Here is a 16,865-nt window from a genome sequence, read left to right as displayed (position 1 = left end):
GCTCGAGTTGTACACATACTCCGAAGCATCTGTTCGGCACCGGTCGCCTTCAGTAGGGTAAGGCACGGCAGCGGACCTGGATGGCTCGGCGTCCGTCCGGCGTCCGGACAATCAGGGAGAACGGCATGGACGGTGTGCGCCTGGTCGAGGATGAGGTGCGGGAGCTCATCCGGCGACGTGGTCTCGACCCGGCGCATCAGGGCTCCGAGGTCCAACTCCTCGTGCACGATGCCGTGGCCGACTACGAGGAGCGCTCGGTTCTCGGCGTGCTGCCTCCGCTGGGCCGCCTCGATCTGGCCCGGAAGCAGGTGTACGACGCCGTGGCAGGGTTCGGCGCCCTTCAACCCCTGCTCGACGATCCTGCGATCGAGGAGATCTGGATCAACGCGCCGACCGAGGTGTACATCGCGCGGAACGGTGAGTCCGAGCTCACCGCCCTGTCCCTGACGGACCGGCAGGTGCGCAACCTCGTGGAGAAGATGCTGAAGTCCTCGGGGCGGCGCCTCGACCTCTCCTCCCCGTTCGTCGATGCCTCTCTTCCTGACGGATCACGCCTTCACGTCGTGATCCCCGACGTCACGCGGCAGCACTGGTCCGTCAACATCAGGAAGTTCATCGTTCGGGCGTCGAGGCTCGAGCACCTGGTGGAGCTCGGGACGCTGTCGCCGCAGGCAGCGCGCTTCCTTGGGGTCGCGGTCGCGAGCGGGTTGAACATCCTCGTCTCCGGAGCGACCCAGGCCGGGAAGACCACGATGCTCAACTGCCTCGGCGCGTCCATCGGGCCGCGCGAGCGAGTGATCACGGTGGAGGAGATCTTCGAGCTCCAGCTGCCGTTGCGGGACGTCGTCGGCCTGCAGTGCCGCCAGCCGAACCTCGAGGGCCACGGTGAGATCCCACTCCGCCGGCTGGTGAAGGAGGCTCTGCGCATGAGGCCCGACCGCCTGATCGTCGGCGAGGTGAGGGAGGCCGAGTGCCTCGACATGCTGATCGCCCTGAACAGTGGATTGCCGGGGATGTGCAGCGTGCACGCCAACAGCGCTCACGACGCCGTCACGAAGATCTGCACCCTGCCGCTGCTCGCCGGAGAGAACATCTCGAGCAACTTCGTCCTTCCTACCGTCGCGTCCTGCATCGACCTCGTTGTCCACTGCGCGCGGCTTCCCGGCGGTCAGCGCCGCGTCATGGAGATCATGGCGCTGGGGCGGAGGGTCGAGAACGGCGTCATCGAATCCTCGTCGATCTTCCGCCGCGTCGGCGGAACCCTGGAGCTCACGGCCACCGGCATGCCGGCGGAGGAGAAGTTCAGCGCAGCGGGCGTCGACATCGGATCCGTTCTCGGGGTCCGATCGTGAACACGGCCCTCGGAGTCGGCCTGGGCGTCGGGCTCTTCCTCGTCTGGTGGTCCTTCTGGGAGCGTCCGGTCGCACCGCGAGGCAGGCGCACCCGGCGGAGGTCGATCGACGATCTGCTAATCAGGGCAGGGGTGGAGCGTGTTTCGACGATCGGCCTCCTGGCCTCGTGTGCCGCAGTCGGCTTCTTCGTGCTCCTTCTCGGCTTCGTGCTGACCGGATCGATGCCCATCGCGCTGTGTTTCGCCCTGTTCGGGGGTTTCCTTCCCTTCGCGATCGTTCGATGGCGCGCGGCGAAGCGCACAGCGTCGCTGCGCGAACTCTGGCCGGACGCCGTCGACCACCTGCGGTCCGCCATCCGCGCCGGGCTTTCGCTGCCCGAGGCTCTGGTGCAACTCGGCGAGAAGGGGCCCATCGAATTGCGGCCCGCTTTCCGAGCCTTCGCCGCCGATTACAGCGCAGGAGGCCGCTTCGAGGACGCCCTCGATCGGCTCAAGGAGCGATTGGCCGATCCCGTTGCGGACCGCATCGTCGAAGCCCTCCGGATGACACGGGAGGTGGGCGGATCCGACCTCGGCCGACTGCTCGGCACGCTGTCGGAATTCCTGCGCGACGCAGCACGGACACGCAGCGAGCTCGAGGCGCGGCAGTCGTGGACCGTGAATGCCGCCCGGCTGGCGGTTGCCGCGCCGTGGCTCGTGCTCCTGCTGCTCTCGACCCGCCCCGAAGCCGTCCGTGCCTACAACTCGACAGCCGGTGCTGCAGTCCTGCTCGGTGGCCTGGTGGTGTCCGTCGTCTGCTACCGCGTGATGCTGCGCGTCGGAGCGCTTCCCGAGGACGAGAGGGTTCTGCGATGACTCCACCACTGGCCCTCGCTGCGCTGTGCGGTCTGGCTTTCGGAGCGGGACTGTGGCTGACGTTCGTCCGCCTTCCCCTGATGCGTCCCGCAACCCTTACCGAGCGCATCGCCCCCCAGTTGCGGGCCGTCGACGTGCAGTCACGGCTCCTGGTCCATGGCACGTCGAACGTCACTCCCTTCGGCCCGCTGGAGAGGATCCTGCGTCCGATTCTCGCGGATGCCGTCCGGTGGTCGCACCGCTTCGATCCGGCGACGGCGTCACTGTCACGGCGGCTCGATCAGGCCGGCCGGGGCCAGACACCGGCGGACTTCCGCGCCCAGCAACTTCTGTGGTCGGCGGGCGCAGTCGCCGGTTCCACGATGATGATGGTTCTCCTCGCCGCATCGGGATCCGCCGACCTGCCGCTGGCCGTGCTGATCGTCCTCGGCTGCGCCATCATGGGGTTCGTCGGCAGGGACTACGTTCTTTCATCCGACATCAAGCGGCGGGAGGCCCGCATGCTCGCCGAGTTCCCGAGCCTCGCCGAGCTGATGGCTCTCGCCGTATCGGCGGGGGAGAGCACAACAGGAGCCCTGGAGCGCATCTGCCGCACGGCACAGGGCGAGCTTGCAGGAGAGTTCGCGCTCGTGCTCGCGGCGACGAGAGCGGGAAGGCCCCTGGTGGAGGCACTCCAGGATTTCTCGAACAGGACGCGGCTGGCGCCGCTCGCCCGTTTCGTCGACGGGATCACCGTGGCCGTGCAGCGGGGTACGCCTCTCGCCGACGTGCTGAGGGCGCAGGCGCAGGACGTCCGTGACCTCGCGAAGCGTGAACTCATGGAATCGGCCGGCAAGAAGGAAATCGCCATGATGGTCCCGCTGGTGTTCGGCGTGCTACCGCTGACGGTGCTCTTCGCCGTCTATCCCGGCATAGCGCTGATCAACCTCGGCCTGTGACGACGACGAGCTCCCCATGTCCAGAGACGCCTCCGCCCTCTACTGTGGGCTCCACGATACGCATGCCTCGATCCACCACTGCACGGGCCGTCACTCCACGAATCACCACTGCAAGGGGCAATTCCATGAGAATCATGACAACTGCACAGCGCCTCACCCTGCTCCTGCTGGCGACGGGAGCCGCCCTGCTGCATCCGGCCGAGGACCGGGAACGCGGTGACGTGCCCGGTTGGGTCATGATCACGCTCATGTCCGCCGTACTGGTCGCGGCACTGCTCGCCATCGCGGGTCCGGCGCTCGAGGGCCTCTTCAACCAGGCGATCGACCAGGTCTCACCCTAGATGACGGCCACCCTCCGTCGGTTGCAGGGCAGCAGGGCCCGCGAGGAGCCGGAACGCGGCGCCGCGGTCGTGGACTTCGCGCTGATCGGCGGACTCCTGACGGTGATCTTCGTCGCGATCATCCAGCTCACGCTGGTCCTGCACGTCCGCAACACCCTGATCGACGCCGCGTCCTCGGGAGCCCGGTAAGGCACCCTCGCCGATCGCAGCCCGCAGGACGCCGTCGGACGGGCGGAAGAGTTGATCAGGGGATCGCTGGCCGACTCCTACAGCTCGGACGTCACGGTCGGAGAGAGCACGGTCGGGGGCGTGCGGACGCTCGAGGTCGTCGTCCGTGCGCCCCTGCCGGTGATCGGCCTGATCGGGCCGGCCGGTGTCATGGAGGTACGCGGTCATGCCGTCCTTCCGTCGTGATCCGACGGTCGGCACCTCCACCGGAAGAAGAGTGCCGGTCCGATCAGCACGTCCCGGTGCGGTCACGGGGGGACGGCGACTACATCGCGCACGGGTGTTGGGCGGCCTCCTCCGGGAGGAGCGCGGCAGCGCGGTCGTCGAGTTCGTCTTCCTGGGCGTCCTGCTCCTGGTACCGGTGGTGTACCTCGTCCTGACCGTGGGGCAGGTGCAGGGTGGTTCGTTCGCGGTGGTCGGGGCCGCCGATCAGGCCGCGAAGGTGTTCGTCGACGCTCCGACACCCCAGGAGGCCGACGCCCGTGCCCGGGAAGCTGCCCGCCTTGCACTCTCGGACTTCGGTTTCGCCCCGGAGCAGGCGGTCGTGGACATCGCCTGCAGCGACGAGTGCCTCGCCCCGGGCTCCACCGTCACCGTGGTGGTGCGGCTCGAGGTCCCCCTTCCCCTGGTCCCCTCCGTTGCAGGCGCGTATCCGTCAGCCGCGACGGTCGACTCCACCTCGACGCAGATCGTCGAGCGATTCGGATGAGCGAGCCGACACAGCCCGACGGGAAGGACCAGGACCACCCGGGTCAGGCCTGCGAGGACGGGCAGGTCGGGGTCCTCATCATCGGGTACGTACTGATCTCGCTGCTGGTGATCACGGTGGTCCTCGCCGTGTCCGCCGTCTACATCGGGCACAAGAAGCTGCTGTCGGTCGCCGATGGTGCGGCACTCGCGGCCGCGGACAACTACAGCATCGATGCGGGCAGCGGTGGGACGACGACGCCGTTACCGTCCCTGCAGGACGCGGGCGTGGAGCAGTCCGCCTCCGGCTACCTCCTCGCCACGGGCGCCGCGACGCGTTTCGATCAGCTGACGGTCGATCCTGCGACGGGCGCCGCGGACGGCCGGACCGCACGCGTGGTGCTCACCGCCGTCGTTCGGCCGCCCATCGTCAACTTCCTGGTGCCCGAGGGGATCCCGATCGTCGTGCAGGCTGATGCCCGCGCCCAACTCGTGCGCTGAGGGGAACGGCGCGAACAGCACGACTGCGGACGGGTGGTGACGAAGACGTCCTGCAATGCTCCTACGCCGGCCCGCCCGGACCCATGACGTAGGCTGGAACGACCATGGCAACCACTGATTTTCCCGCTGAGATCCGCGCCCTGCGCGCCAAGTACCAGTCCATCGAGCAGGTCTCCGACGTCGAGGGGATGCGCAAGGACATCGAGGAACTGAGCGAGGAAGCCGGCGCGCCCGATCTCTGGGACGACCCCGCGGCGGCGCAGAAGGTGACGTCGAAGCTCTCGCACCGGCAGTCCGCGCTCGAGCGCCTCGAGACCCTGAACAGCCGCATCGACGACCTCGAGGTGCTGGTCGAACTCGCGGAGGACGAAGGGGACGAGGACTCGCTCGCCGAGGCCGAGAAGGAACTCGTCTCCCTCGGGAAGTCCCTCGACGACCTCGAGATCGTGACCCTCCTGGCCGGCGAGTGGGACGAGCGCGAGGCCGTGGTCACCATCCGCTCCGGCGCCGGAGGAGTGGACGCCGCGGACTTCGCCGAGATGCTGCTCAGGATGTACCTCCGCTGGGCGGAGCGCCACGGCTATCCCACGCAGGTCCTCGACACCTCCTACGCCGAGGAGGCCGGACTGAAATCCGCGACCTTCGAAGTCAAGGCGCCCTATGCCTTCGGAACGCTGTCCGTCGAGGCCGGGACGCATCGTCTGGTGCGCATCAGTCCCTTCGACAACCAGGGCCGCCGCCAGACGTCCTTCGCCGCCGTCGAGGTCATCCCGCTCATCGAGCAGACGGATGTCATCGAGGTGCCGGACAACGAGATCCGCGTCGACGTCTTCCGCTCGTCGGGTCCGGGCGGCCAGTCGGTCAACACCACCGACTCCGCCGTGCGCCTGACCCACCTCCCCACGGGCACCGTCGTGTCCATGCAGAACGAGAAGTCCCAGATCCAGAACCGCGCTGCCGCCATGCGGGTCCTCCAGTCCAGGCTCCTGCTGCTCAAGAAGCAGGAGGAGGACGCGGAGAAGAAGGCGTTCGCCGGTGACGTGAAGGCGTCCTGGGGTGACCAGATGCGCTCCTACGTGCTCAATCCGTACCAGATGGTCAAGGACCTGCGCACCAACCACGAGGTCGGCAACACCTCCTCGGTGTTCGACGGCGAGATCGACGACTTCATCGACGCGGGCATCCGCTGGCGGACCAACAACCGCAACGACGCCGCCTGATCCGCTGTGCCGGTCCGACCCGGCAGCACGTACGGTGTCCGACCCGGCAGCACCATCGATGAGCGGTGTCCGCGCCGCCCCTCGCGTGCGACACACCGCCGGGGTAGCGGGCGCTTCGTGACGCCGTCGTTATAGTCGAGGAGCCGGAGCTTCCTTCCCCCATCAAATGCCCGTGCCCGGCGCACCTCATGGGCGCAGAGTAGTCATGATCAGATTCGACAGCGTCACGAAGACCTACGACCAGAAGTCGAGGCCCGCCCTCGACGGCGTCTCCCTCGACATCGACCGTGGCGAGTTCGTCTTCCTCGTCGGTGCGTCCGGGTCCGGCAAGTCGACGTTCATCCGCCTGGTGCTCAAGGAGGACCGGGCCTCGCGCGGTGCGGTCTACGTCGCAGGCCAGAACGTCGCCAACATCCCGAGCTGGCGTGTGCCGCGCCTCCGCCGCGGCATCGGCGTCGTCTTCCAGGACTTCCGGCTCCTGCCGAACAAGACGGTCTTCTCGAACGTCGCCTTCGCGATGCAGGTCATCGGCAGGAGTCGTGCGGTCATCCGCGAGACCGTGCCGGATGTCCTGGCGACGGTGGGCCTCGAGGGCAAGAACAACCGCATGCCGCACGAGCTCTCGGGCGGCGAGCAGCAGCGCGTCGCGATCGCCCGCGCCATCGTGAACCGACCCGGGATCCTGCTCGCCGACGAGCCCACCGGAAACCTCGACCCCACCACGTCCATGGGCATCATGAAGGTCCTCGACCGGATCAACCAGAACGGCACCACGGTGGTCATGGCCACGCACGACGACGACATCGTCAACACGATGCGCAAGCGTGTCGTCGAACTGCACCACGGATCCGTGGTGCGCGATGACGCCCAGGGCATCTACATCGGCGAGACCGGGGTCGTGGTCGAGTGAGGCTGGCCTTCATCCTGTCCGAGATCGGTTCGGGCATCCGTCGCAACCTGTCCATGGTCACCTCCGTGATCCTCGTGACCTTCATCTCGCTGACCTTCGTGGGCGCCGCCGGGCTGTTCCAGCTGCAGATCGGCCAGATGAAGGGCTACTGGTACGACCGCGTGCAGGTGACCGTCTACCTCTGCGTCGACAACTCCTCCGAGACCAGTTGCGCCGCGGGGCCCGTGACTGAGGACCAGCGCGCGGCCATCGAGGGGAAGCTCGAGTCCGAGCAGTTCGCCCCCTACGTCGACACGGTCTCCTACGAATCGCAGGAGGAGGCGCTCGGTCACTTCCGGGACCAGTTCGCCAACTCGCCGATCGTCGACTCCGTCACCGCGGACCAGCTGCCCGAGTCGTTCCGCGTGAGCCTCGTCGACGCCGAGAAGTACGAGGTCATCGACGAGGCGTTCTCGTCCGAACCCGGCGTCGAGGCCGTCAGCGATCAGAGGGACTTCCTCGAAGCGATCTTCCGCTACATGAACTGGGCGTCCGTCGTCGCCCTCGTGATCGCCGGCATCATGACGTTCTGCGCCATCCTGCTCATCGCCACGACGATCCGCCTGTCCGCGTTCAGCCGCCGCCGGGAGACCGGCATCATGCGCCTGGTCGGAGCGTCCAAGGCCGTGATCCAGTTGCCCTTCGTCCTCGAAGGCGTCATCGCCGCGGTCATCGGCGCGGTGCTGGCTTCGGCCACCCTGTACGGTGCATCGCGCTTCGTCATCGACGGCTGGCTGGTGAACACCTTCCCGCAGACCGCGTTCATCTCCTCCCAGCAGGTCCTGATCCTGGTTCCCGCGCTTATACTGCTCGGAGCCATCCTCGCAGGACTCTCATCCCTGCTCACTCTTCGACGATACGTAAAGGTCTAGCACCATGCCGTTCAGCGCCAGGGGACACGTGCGCTCACCGAGATCCTGGTGGGCCCGGAACGACACACAGGCCTTCGTGGTCCGTACGACGGCGGGTACGTCGATCGCCTTCGTCGTCGCCCTCGCGCTCGGCTTCAGTACGCCGGTCGTCGCCGACGAGCTCGACGACCGGAAGAGCGCCCTCGAGAACGAGATCGCCGAGGTGCAGCAGTCCATGGAGTACCTGGACTCGGACATCGCGGAGACCATCGGCACGCTCAAGACCTACCAGGGTCAGCTGCCCGCAGCACAGCAGTCGCTCGCCGACGCACAGAGCAGGGTCGAGGCCTCGGCGGGGGAGGTCGAGGCGCTCGCCGTCCGGGTCGACCTGGCGCAGGAGACCCGGAACAAGATCACCGAGGAGCTGCGGGCGGACCGGCAGGAGATGGACGAGACACGCGAGGTGATCGGCCAGATCGCCACGGAGGCGTACAAGAACGGGGGAGTCCCGACCAACGTCTCGCTGCTGCTCGGCGCCGAGGGCGTGGAGGACTTCACGCAGTCCATGGACATGGTGGACCAGGCGCTCCGCGGGCAGAACGCCGCGATGGAGCGCCTGTCCGAGCAGAACGCCACCAACGCGAACAGCCAGGCACGGCTCGTCGCCGTCGAGGCGGAGATCACGCGCCTCAAGGAGAAGGCCGACGACGCACTCGCCGCCGAGCAGGCGGCGAGGGACACCGCGGCAGGCGAGAAGGCCAAGGTGGACAAGCTCGTTGCGGACACCTCGTCGCTGTCTGCCAAGCTGCAGGCGCAGAAGCCCGTCATCGAGGCGAAGCTCGCGGGCGTCGAGAAGGCACAGCAGCAGAACAACGCCGACCTCGCCGAGCGCCAGCGCCGTCAGCTGGAGGAAGCGCGGAAGGCCGAGGAAGCCCGGAAAGCCGAGGAAGCCCGCAAGGCGGCGGAGGCGCAGAAGGCGGCGGAGGCCGCGGCCGCGGCCGAACAGGCCCGGTTGCAGGCAGAGGCCCAGGCCGAGGCGCAGCGGGAGGCGGATCGTCGCGCAGCCGAGGAGACCGCACGGCGCGCGGCGGAGGCGGAGGCGGCCAACCGACCTGCTCCTGCGCCCGTGGTCCCCCAGGTCGCCGCGCCCGTCGCCCCGGTCGCCCCCGTGGTGCCGGTCATCCCCGAGGCCCCGGTGCAGGCGCCGTCGGGCCCCGGCGCCTTCGGTCTGAACGCCCCGGTCAGCGGCCCGATCAGTTCCGGTTTCGGCTGGCGTCCCACGCCGGTCGGCACGATCGACTTCAACGGGACCGGGGGCTACATGCACACCGGGATCGACTACGGCGTGGGCTGTGGGACGCCCCTGTACGCTCCGGCTGCGGGTGAGGTCTGGTACGCGGACTCGAACGTCCTGCCGGGTGCGGGGAACAGGATCGTCCTCGACCACGGCGTGATAGGCGGCAACGCCCTCGCGACCAACTACTACCACCTGACCAGCTACGTGGTCTCCGTGGGACAGCGCGTGAGCGCCGGGCAACTCATCGGCTATACGGGGACCACCGGCAACTCCAACGGGTGCCACCTCCACTTCGAGACCATGCTGAACGGCACCCTCGTCGATCCGATCGGTTTGTTCTAGGTCGTAGGATGGAAGACACTGTTCATCCGCGGGCCTCCGCCCGCCGCAGTGTCGTTCGAAGGAGTTGTGCCGTGCCGAAGGAAAGTGGCCGGAAAGTAGTGGCCACCAATCGGAAGGCCCTCCATGACTACGCCGTCCTCGATACGTATGAGGCGGGCCTCGCCCTGATGGGGACAGAGGTGAAGTCCCTGCGCGCCGGCCGGGCCTCGCTCGTGGACGGCTATGCGGTCTTCTACAACGACGAGCTCTGGCTCGAAGGTATCCACATCTCCGAGTACTCGCAGGGCAGCTGGACCAACCATGCCGCACGGCGACGGCGCAAACTGCTGCTCCACCGCGAGGAACTGACGAAGATCTCGCAGAAGATCCGTGAGTCCGGCTTCACGCTCGTCCCCCTCCAGCTGTATTTCCTCAACGGCAGGGCGAAGGTCGAGATCGCGGTCGCGAGGGGTAAACGGGACTACGACAAGCGCCAGACCCTGCGTGAGAAGCAGGACAACCGCGAGGCCCTGCGGGCGATGCGCGAGAAGAACCTGGGCGCGTGAGCGATGTCTTCTGGGATGCCCAGGACGAGGAGGAGCCGGAGCCGTCCGAGCTGACCTACCGGCGTCCCTGGTGGGTGACCCTGGGAGCCGTCGTCGACCTCGTCCTGCTGCTGGTCGTCGTACCGGTCGGGATCCTGTCCCTCATTCCGTTCGTGTTCCTCGTCTACGTCTTCTTCGCGCAGGTGCTGGTGTGGATCTCGCCGGTCCTGCTCATCCTGAACGCCCTGATCTTCTGGTGGGCTTCACGCGCAAGCAGGCCGCGACGACGGCGCTCGCGGCACTCGGCATCGCCTTCGTGACCCTCGCCTTCGTCGTCGTCCGGTTGTGGCAGGCCCCGATCGTGATCCTCGGCCTGACGCTCGGCGGGTGACCGCCGTCGTTCTCCCAGAGCGAAGGCCCACAGCGGTCCCGGACCGCTGTGGGGTAGACTCGAGGAGTCGCCCGCCCGGTGGGACGGACGACGCAGGAATCATTTGATAACTGAACATGGGGATGACAGGTTTCGACGATGTTAGTCGCGACAGGGGAAGCGGGCCGAGGATACAGGGTTATCTCGTAAACGCTCCTTGTAAAACAATAAGTGCCGAACAAAAGCGCACTGACTTCGCTCTCGCTGCCTAAGCAGCCTAGCTAGTCCGTCAGCCCGGGTTTGCTCTCGCCCCGGATCCTGGCGTCATTTAGAGGGCCACTGCTCCTGATCCTCGTTGTAGGGATCGGGGGGACTCTTATACAACTGGGCTTGGCAGCCACTCGTCTGCACGATGGCTGGAGCCGAGAAAAACCGACGCAGACTGCGCCCGGAGAAGCCCTGACTACACTGCATCGGACGCGGGTTCAATTCCCGCCATCTCCACCACCCTCGAAGCGCTCCGCCGGTACCCGGCGGGGCGCTTCGTCGTTCGCGGGCTCGTTCGCGGGCTCGGGAGTCGAGAGGCATCCGCGACTGATGTCGCTGACGCCGCCCGTCCTTCCTCCAGTCCGCTGGCCGGAGTCCGCGGCCCGCAGCGGGCGACGCCCCGCGAACTACACTGGGAGGATGAGCTGGACAGACCGGCCGCCGTCGTGGCTCCCGCCACTGCCGCCGCCCAACAAGGGGCGTGCTCTGATCGTGCTCGGCTGGATCCTCGTCGGCGGCACGTTCGTCTACATCTTCATCATGAGCTACCTCGGCGGGACGCATACGCTCCTGACCCTCGTGCCGCTCCTCCTCGGTCTGCTCTGCCTCATCATCGGTCTGCTGCGCAGGGACAGCCGCGAGCGGTAGGCGTGTTGCCGACGGGTTAGTTACCCGATAAAAATAAAGCATGACCCCCACACCCCTCCATCTCTCGCGCGGTGGCACCAGCGTCGTGCTCGAGCCCCATCCCCTCGGGCTGCCTGTCCTCGCCTACTGGGGGGCTGACCTCGGTCCCGTGGACGGCGGGGAGCTCGAGGCGATCGCTACGGCGCAGCATTCCCAGCGCGTGTCGGGCGGCATCGACATCCCCGCGCGGCTGACCCTCGTCCCCCTGGAGTCGGCGGGCTGGCAGGGCACGCCCGGACTGGTCGGGGACCGCGCCGGCACCCACCTCTATCCGCGCTTCACCGTCACCTCCACGTCCGTGCACGACGACGGCGCCACCGCGGTGGTGGAGGCCCGCGACGACGACGCCGGGCTCGGATTGACCGCGACCCTCCACCTGACCCACTCGGGCCTGTTCACGCAACGCCTGACGCTGACGAACACGGGCGACGACGAGTACGAGGTGCGCTCGCTCGCCCTGTTCTTCCCGCTGCACCCCACGGCTGTCGAGATCCTGGACACGACCGGCCGCCATCTCCGCGAGAGGTCGCCGCAGCGGCACGCCCTCACGGCGGGGACCTATGCGCGGACGAGCCGGCGGGGGAGGCCCGGCGCCGATGCCACCGTGCTGCTCGCCGCCGGAGCGCCCGGGTTCGGCTTCGAACGCGGGACCGTACAGGGGGTGCACCTCGCCTGGAGCGGTAACCAGCAGGTCCTGGCCGAGAAGACGCCGGCGGGCGCGGCGTTCCTGGCGGCATCCGAGGTCCTCGCACCCGGGGAGGTCGTCCTGGCGCCCGGCCAGAGTTACTCCACGCCGGTGGCCGTCGGCTCCTGGGGCGACGGACTGAACGAGCTCTCCGCGCGCTTCCACCGTGACCTGCGCTCCCGCGACACGCACCCGCGGCGCCCGCGCCCGGTCACCCTGAACACCTGGGAGGCCGTCTACTTCAGCATGGACCTGGAGCGCCTGAAGGCGCTCGCCGACCGGGCGGCGTCCCTCGGCGTCGAGCGCTTCGTGCTCGACGACGGCTGGTTCCACGGACGTCGCGACGACACCTCGAGCCTCGGGGACTGGTACGTGGACGGGACGGTGTGGCCCGAGGGGCTCTCACCGATCATCGACCACGTGCGGGCGCTGGGCATGGAGTTCGGCCTGTGGTTCGAGCCCGAGATGGTCAACCCGGACTCGGATCTCGCCCGGGCCCACCCCGAGTGGATCCTGCAGCCCGAGGGACGGCTTCCCCTGCCCGGTCGGCAGCAGCAGGTGCTCGACCTCGGGAACCCCGATGCCTACGCCTACATCCTCGGGCGGCTCGACGCCATCCTGTCCGAGTACGAGATCGCCTACGTGAAGTGGGACCACAACAGGGACCTGCTCGAAGCGGCCGACGCCCGCACGGGCAGGGCCGCCGTGCACCGGCACGTCCAGGCGCTCTACGCCCTGCTCGACGAACTGCGGCGCCGCCACCCCGGTCTGGAGATCGAGAGCTGCGCCTCCGGTGGTGCCCGCGTGGACCTCGGTATCCTGCAGCGGACCGACCGTATCTGGACCAGTGACTGCATCGACCCGATCGAACGCCTGGTCAACCAGAAGTACACGGGGCTCGTGGTTCCGCCCGAACTGATGGGCATGCATGTGGGCGGTCCGGTGTCGCACTCGACCGGCCGCGCACACACGCTGCCGTTCCGCGCTGCCACCGCGATCTTCGGCCACTACGGCATCGAGTGGGACATCTCGGATCTGTCCGAGGCGGAGTACTCCGTGCTCGGCCGCTATGTCGGCCTCCACACCTCCTGGCGAGGGGACCTGCACCGCGGCACGGTCGTGCACGCCGACCTGGTGGACCCCGCCATGGACCTGCGCGGGATCGTGTCCGCCGACCGTCGTCGGGCCCTCTTCGGCTACTCCCTGACGGCGTCGAGCGCCAGCTACCCGCCGGGTCCGCTGACTTTCCCCGGCCTCGCGGCGGACGCGCAATACCTTGTCGATCTCGCCGTACCGGAAGAGGGGCATCCCGGGAACGGACAGTCACCACTCGCCTGGCTGCAGGCAGCGCTCGACGGCGCGCCCCTCCGGCTCTCGGGGCGGGCACTGGCTCGGGCGGGAGTTCAGGCGCCGGTGCTGCTACCCGAGCAGACGCTGCTGATCGAGCTGCGGCAGGAGGACTGAGGCCGGGGACGGACGGGAGCGTACTGTATGGGTCCGTCCGTCCGTCCCGGAATCGGCTCCGCCGTCTCGTCCGGTGATCGCGGGGTACGACGGCGTGCCCGTCAGGGGGGCGAGGCCGTCCGGTGCGTCCGGCGGCGCCAGGGAGGCGAGCGGGTCCGGCGGGGTCGGTGGTCCGCCCGGTGAGTAGCGGGGTCCGGCGGCACGGCCGGTGCGGGCCACGACCGGGCAGCGCATTGGTCGTAGCACGCGTGTACGCGGCCGAGAATGAACAACGGCGGGGCGGCCGGGGAGGGACGGGTGCGCGCGGGCGAGAAGGGACGAGGGCGGAGCGGGGCCGAGCGTGACCTAGGGTTCGGCCGTCAGGGTGTCGTCGTACAGTGCGAGGAGGGCCTGCATGCCGCCGTCGCCCATGGCCTCGCGCTGACGCTGGGCTCCCGTCCCGCGGGCGGCCAGGTGCGCGAGCCCCGCGCGGACCCACTCGGTGTCGCCCTCCGCCTCGAGGGCCGGGCCCACGTACTCGAGGAAGCCGGCGAGATGCTGACCGGCCGGCACCGGCTCGGCCGTCGCCAGGTCGACCAGATGGTGTGCCAGGCCGTCCCGGGCACCCTGCCAGAGCGCGGCGTCGAGCAGTTCGGGATCGGGGATGAGCGGCGGGGTGTCGGCCTCGGCATCCCCGAGGGCCGTCACGACGAGCGCCCGCGTGAGTGCCCCGAGGAGGACCGAGTCCTGGGCCTCGAGCTGCACGTCGCAGGCACGCAGCTCGAGCGTGGGGTAGTGGTCGGAGAGTCGGGCCACCCAGGTCAGGACGCCGCGGTCGAGGATCGCCCCCGACGCGCCGAGCCTGCTGATGCGCCGCTCGTAGTCCGCGGCGTCGGCGAAGTAGGGGGCCACTCCCTGAACTGCCCAGCGGCGGTAGTGGATGACCCGCCAGCTGCCGAATCCGCTGTCGCGTCCGAGCCAGTACGGCGAGTTGACGCTGACGGCCGTCAGGAGGGGGATCCATGGCCGGATGCGGTTGAGCGCCTGGACCCCGCGTTCCTGGTCGGGGATCCCGACGTGGACGTGCAGGCCGTTGACGAACTGATCGCCGACGATGCCGGGGGCGGTGGCCTTCAGGTCCTCGTAGCGTTGCTTGTCCGTCAGTTCCGGGTAGGCCTGCCGGATCCACGGGGCCGTGCCGGTCGCGGCGCCGATGCTGCCGGTGCGGCGTGCGGCCTCGGCGAACTTCCGGCGGAAGTTCAGCAGGGACTCCTCCGCCTGCGTGAGCGTGTCGCACACGGGCGTCGCCGTCTCGATCTGGCAGGACAGCAGCTCGCGCTGGATCTCGTCACGAGCGATCTCCGGACTGGCCTCGAGCAGATCCTGCACCTCGGGCGCGCGGTCCGCCGGCAGGCCCGACCGCGGTTCGAGCAGCAGGTACTCCTCCTCGAGTCCGAGAGTGGTCATCGGTGGTCTCCCTCCAGGAGCATCGGGGCCGTGCACGAGCGGGCTTCCCGCCCAGTCTATGAGGGGGCTGCGGATGGACCGTCATCGCGGCATGCCCCGCGTCACACGCGCGTCACTGCTGCGTCGTCGCTGCTGCGTGGTCCGCTGCGTCCTCACCGGCGCGTCACTGCTGCGTCGTCACCGCTGCGGCGACCGGGGTTCGGCAAGGGTGCATCCCTGATGGGGCGTGGTGCTCTCGATCCACAGGGCGCGTGCGAGCACCGCGTCGACGGTGAGCGCCCGCGCGCCGTCCACCCCGACGTGCAGTTCGAGCAGCGATCCCCCTTGCCGACGCCCGAGCCGGAGGTCCGCGTCGAGCGGGATCCCCTCGATGTCCAGATATCGCAGCACCTCGGGATCGTCGTCGCTGACGCGCACGAGGCGGCCGGTGTGCCCGTCGTCCAGCCCGTCGAGGCGGTGCGCCACCGGATAGACGACGGTGCCGTCCGCGGCCGGGATGGGGTCCCCGTGCGGGTCACGCCGGGGACGTCCGAGCTTGGCGTCGAGTCGCTCGATGAAGGCGTCCGAGACCGTGTGCTCGAGCAGTTCGGCTTCGTCGTGCACCTCGTCCCACCCGTAACCGAGCTCGGTGACGAGGAAGGTCTCGATGAGGCGATGGCGCCGCACCATGGCGAGGGCGAGCGCCCGGCCCGACGGCGTGAGGCTCACGGGCCCGTACTTCCGGTGCTCGGCGAGGCCGAGATCCACCAGTTTGGCGACCATCCCCGTGACGGAGGAGTTGGCGACGGAGAGGCGCGCGGCGAGGTGGGACGCCGTGACGTCGCCCCCCTGCCACTCCGAGAAGGCGTAGACGGCCTTGACGTAGTCCTGCACGCTGGAGGACTCGATGCTGAGCACCGAGCCCTTCCGGCCGGCCATCAGGCGCCGCTCGTCGCGGCGTCGTCGGCGCCGCGTCGCGGGGCCACGGCGGCAGCGACGGCGTCCGGTGACCGCCGCCGCCCGCCCACGGGCGATCCCGGGCGCCGCCGTCGTGCCTGCCACAGCACGCCGTCCGGTCTACCGACGAGGTAGACGACGGCGAAGACGATCGCCTGGCTCAGCACCACGGCGGCCCCGGTGGAGATGTCGAGGTAGTAGCTGGCGTAGATGCCCGTGACGGACGCGGCGACGGTGAGGACGACGGCGATCACCAGCATGCGGTCGAAGCTGCGCGAGAGCAGGAAAGCCGTGGCGCCGGGCGTGATCAGCATCGCCACGACGAGGATGATCCCTACGGCCTGCAGGCCGACGACCACCGTGAGGGCGAGGAGCCCCAGCAGGAGCGCCGAGAGGAAGCGGGTGTTGAGACCGATCACGTGGGCATGCGTGCGGTCGAACGCCAGCAGGGTGAGGTCCCGGCGCTTGAACAGCAGGATCGCCAGCGTGACGGCCCCCAGGATGAGGACCTGCCAGACGTCGCCCGACGAGACGCCGAGCACGTTACCGAAGAGGATGTGCATCAGGTCGATCTGCGACGGGGTGGCGGAGACGATCGCGAGCCCCGCGGCGAACAGTGCCGTGAACACCACGCCGATCACCGTGTCGGCCTTGAGCTTCGTCGTCGACCGGACGATCCCGATGAGCGCCACCGCGCCGGCGCCGAAGACGAAGGCGCCGATCGAGAACGGGATGCCGATGATGTACGCCAGCGCCACCCCGGGGAGGACGGCGTGGGACACGGCGTCGCCCATGAGCGACCAGCCCATGAGGATCAGCCAGCAGGAGAGCACCGCGGCGACGACGGCGGCGGCGACGGTCACGGCCAGTGCCCGGGTGAGGAAGCCGTACTGCAGGGGTTCGACGAGAAAGGCGAGCACGTCCAT

17 protein-coding genes, 1 other RNA gene and 1 pseudogene are annotated in these 16,865 nt (G+C 68.8%); 16 read left to right on the top strand and 3 right to left on the bottom strand.

Features of this window, described 5'->3' with window-relative positions; all coding sequences use genetic code 11:
* Window positions 1-125 precede the first annotated feature (125 nt).
* The 16 genes and pseudogenes from FNH21_RS02050 to FNH21_RS01975 all read left to right on the top strand — a co-directional run bounded on the left by FNH21_RS02050 (window position 126) and on the right by FNH21_RS01975 (window position 13,557).
* Window positions 126-1,352, top strand: a complete 1,227-nt coding sequence (locus FNH21_RS02050) for a TadA family conjugal transfer-associated ATPase (protein ID WP_152811939.1) — start codon at window positions 126-128, stop codon at window positions 1,350-1,352.
* Window positions 1,349-2,206, top strand: coding sequence for a type II secretion system F family protein (locus tag FNH21_RS02045; RefSeq protein ID WP_191931526.1), 858 nt, complete (start codon window positions 1,349-1,351; stop codon window positions 2,204-2,206). Before FNH21_RS02050 ends, FNH21_RS02045 begins: the two co-directional genes overlap by 4 nt.
* On the top strand, window positions 2,203-3,144 hold the full coding sequence (locus tag FNH21_RS02040; RefSeq protein WP_152811937.1) for a type II secretion system F family protein: 942 nt from the start codon (window positions 2,203-2,205) through the stop codon (window positions 3,142-3,144). Before FNH21_RS02045 ends, FNH21_RS02040 begins: the two co-directional genes overlap by 4 nt.
* 134 nt (window positions 3,145-3,278) lie before the next feature.
* Complete coding sequence (locus FNH21_RS02035; protein WP_241742831.1) at window positions 3,279-3,485, top strand: hypothetical protein; 207 nt, start codon at window positions 3,279-3,281, stop codon at window positions 3,483-3,485.
* Window positions 3,486-3,899 (top strand): annotated as a pseudogene (locus FNH21_RS02030) (TadE family protein).
* A 94-nt stretch (window positions 3,900-3,993) separates the two neighbouring features.
* Complete coding sequence (locus tag FNH21_RS02025) at window positions 3,994-4,422, top strand: hypothetical protein (protein ID WP_191931525.1); 429 nt, start codon at window positions 3,994-3,996, stop codon at window positions 4,420-4,422.
* Window positions 4,419-4,901 (top strand): pilus assembly protein TadG-related protein, encoded by a 483-nt coding sequence (locus FNH21_RS02020; protein ID WP_152811934.1) that lies wholly within the window; start codon window positions 4,419-4,421, stop codon window positions 4,899-4,901. Before FNH21_RS02025 ends, FNH21_RS02020 begins: the two co-directional genes overlap by 4 nt.
* Window positions 4,902-5,005: 104 nt before the next feature.
* Window positions 5,006-6,121, top strand: coding sequence for a peptide chain release factor 2 (gene prfB / locus FNH21_RS02015; RefSeq protein ID WP_055773158.1), 1,116 nt, complete (start codon window positions 5,006-5,008; stop codon window positions 6,119-6,121).
* Window positions 6,122-6,326: 205 nt separating this feature from the next.
* On the top strand, window positions 6,327-7,031 hold the full coding sequence (gene ftsE / locus FNH21_RS02010) for a cell division ATP-binding protein FtsE (RefSeq protein ID WP_055773150.1): 705 nt from the start codon (window positions 6,327-6,329) through the stop codon (window positions 7,029-7,031).
* Window positions 7,028-7,942, top strand: a complete 915-nt coding sequence (gene ftsX, locus FNH21_RS02005; protein WP_191931524.1) for a permease-like cell division protein FtsX — start codon at window positions 7,028-7,030, stop codon at window positions 7,940-7,942. Before ftsE ends, ftsX begins: the two co-directional genes overlap by 4 nt.
* Before the next feature lie 28 nt (window positions 7,943-7,970).
* The gene (locus tag FNH21_RS17360; protein WP_338403118.1) at window positions 7,971-9,560 is read left to right on the top strand and encodes a peptidoglycan DD-metalloendopeptidase family protein; all 1,590 of its coding nucleotides are present in this window, start codon (window positions 7,971-7,973) and stop codon (window positions 9,558-9,560) included.
* A 71-nt stretch (window positions 9,561-9,631) separates the two neighbouring features.
* Window positions 9,632-10,105, top strand: a complete 474-nt coding sequence (smpB, locus tag FNH21_RS01995) for an SsrA-binding protein SmpB (protein WP_191931523.1) — start codon at window positions 9,632-9,634, stop codon at window positions 10,103-10,105.
* The gene (locus FNH21_RS01990) at window positions 10,102-10,404 is read left to right on the top strand and encodes a hypothetical protein (RefSeq protein WP_152811927.1); all 303 of its coding nucleotides are present in this window, start codon (window positions 10,102-10,104) and stop codon (window positions 10,402-10,404) included. The genes smpB and FNH21_RS01990 overlap by 4 nt, the downstream gene beginning before the upstream one ends.
* Before the next feature lie 189 nt (window positions 10,405-10,593).
* Window positions 10,594-10,961, top strand: a transfer-messenger RNA (tmRNA) gene (gene ssrA, locus FNH21_RS01985).
* Between the two features lie 180 nt (window positions 10,962-11,141).
* The gene (locus FNH21_RS01980; protein ID WP_055773138.1) at window positions 11,142-11,369 is read left to right on the top strand and encodes a hypothetical protein; all 228 of its coding nucleotides are present in this window, start codon (window positions 11,142-11,144) and stop codon (window positions 11,367-11,369) included.
* A gap of 40 nt (window positions 11,370-11,409) precedes the next feature.
* Complete coding sequence (locus tag FNH21_RS01975; RefSeq protein WP_152811925.1) at window positions 11,410-13,557, top strand: alpha-galactosidase; 2,148 nt, start codon at window positions 11,410-11,412, stop codon at window positions 13,555-13,557.
* A 345-nt stretch (window positions 13,558-13,902) separates the two neighbouring features.
* Here FNH21_RS01975 and FNH21_RS01970 read toward each other — a convergent pair whose 3' ends face one another.
* The 3 genes from FNH21_RS01970 to FNH21_RS01960 all read right to left on the bottom strand — a co-directional run bounded on the left by FNH21_RS01970 (window position 13,903) and on the right by FNH21_RS01960 (window position 16,865).
* Window positions 13,903-15,003, bottom strand: a complete 1,101-nt coding sequence (locus FNH21_RS01970) for a carboxylate-amine ligase (RefSeq protein ID WP_152811923.1) — start codon at window positions 15,001-15,003, stop codon at window positions 13,903-13,905.
* 177 nt (window positions 15,004-15,180) lie between these two features.
* Window positions 15,181-15,921, bottom strand: a complete 741-nt coding sequence (locus FNH21_RS01965; protein ID WP_152811921.1) for a metal-dependent transcriptional regulator — start codon at window positions 15,919-15,921, stop codon at window positions 15,181-15,183.
* Window positions 15,921-16,865 carry a metal ABC transporter permease gene (locus FNH21_RS01960; protein WP_152811919.1) on the bottom strand — a complete coding sequence of 315 codons (945 nt, stop codon included), beginning with the start codon at window positions 16,863-16,865 and terminating at the stop codon, window positions 15,921-15,923. Before FNH21_RS01960 ends, FNH21_RS01965 begins: the two co-directional genes overlap by 1 nt.

This window comes from Arthrobacter bussei (genome assembly GCF_009377195.2).
In the GTDB taxonomy this organism is placed as follows: Bacteria; Actinomycetota; Actinomycetes; order Actinomycetales; family Micrococcaceae; genus Arthrobacter_D; species Arthrobacter_D bussei.
This window is presented reverse-complemented; position numbering and strand designations above follow the sequence as displayed.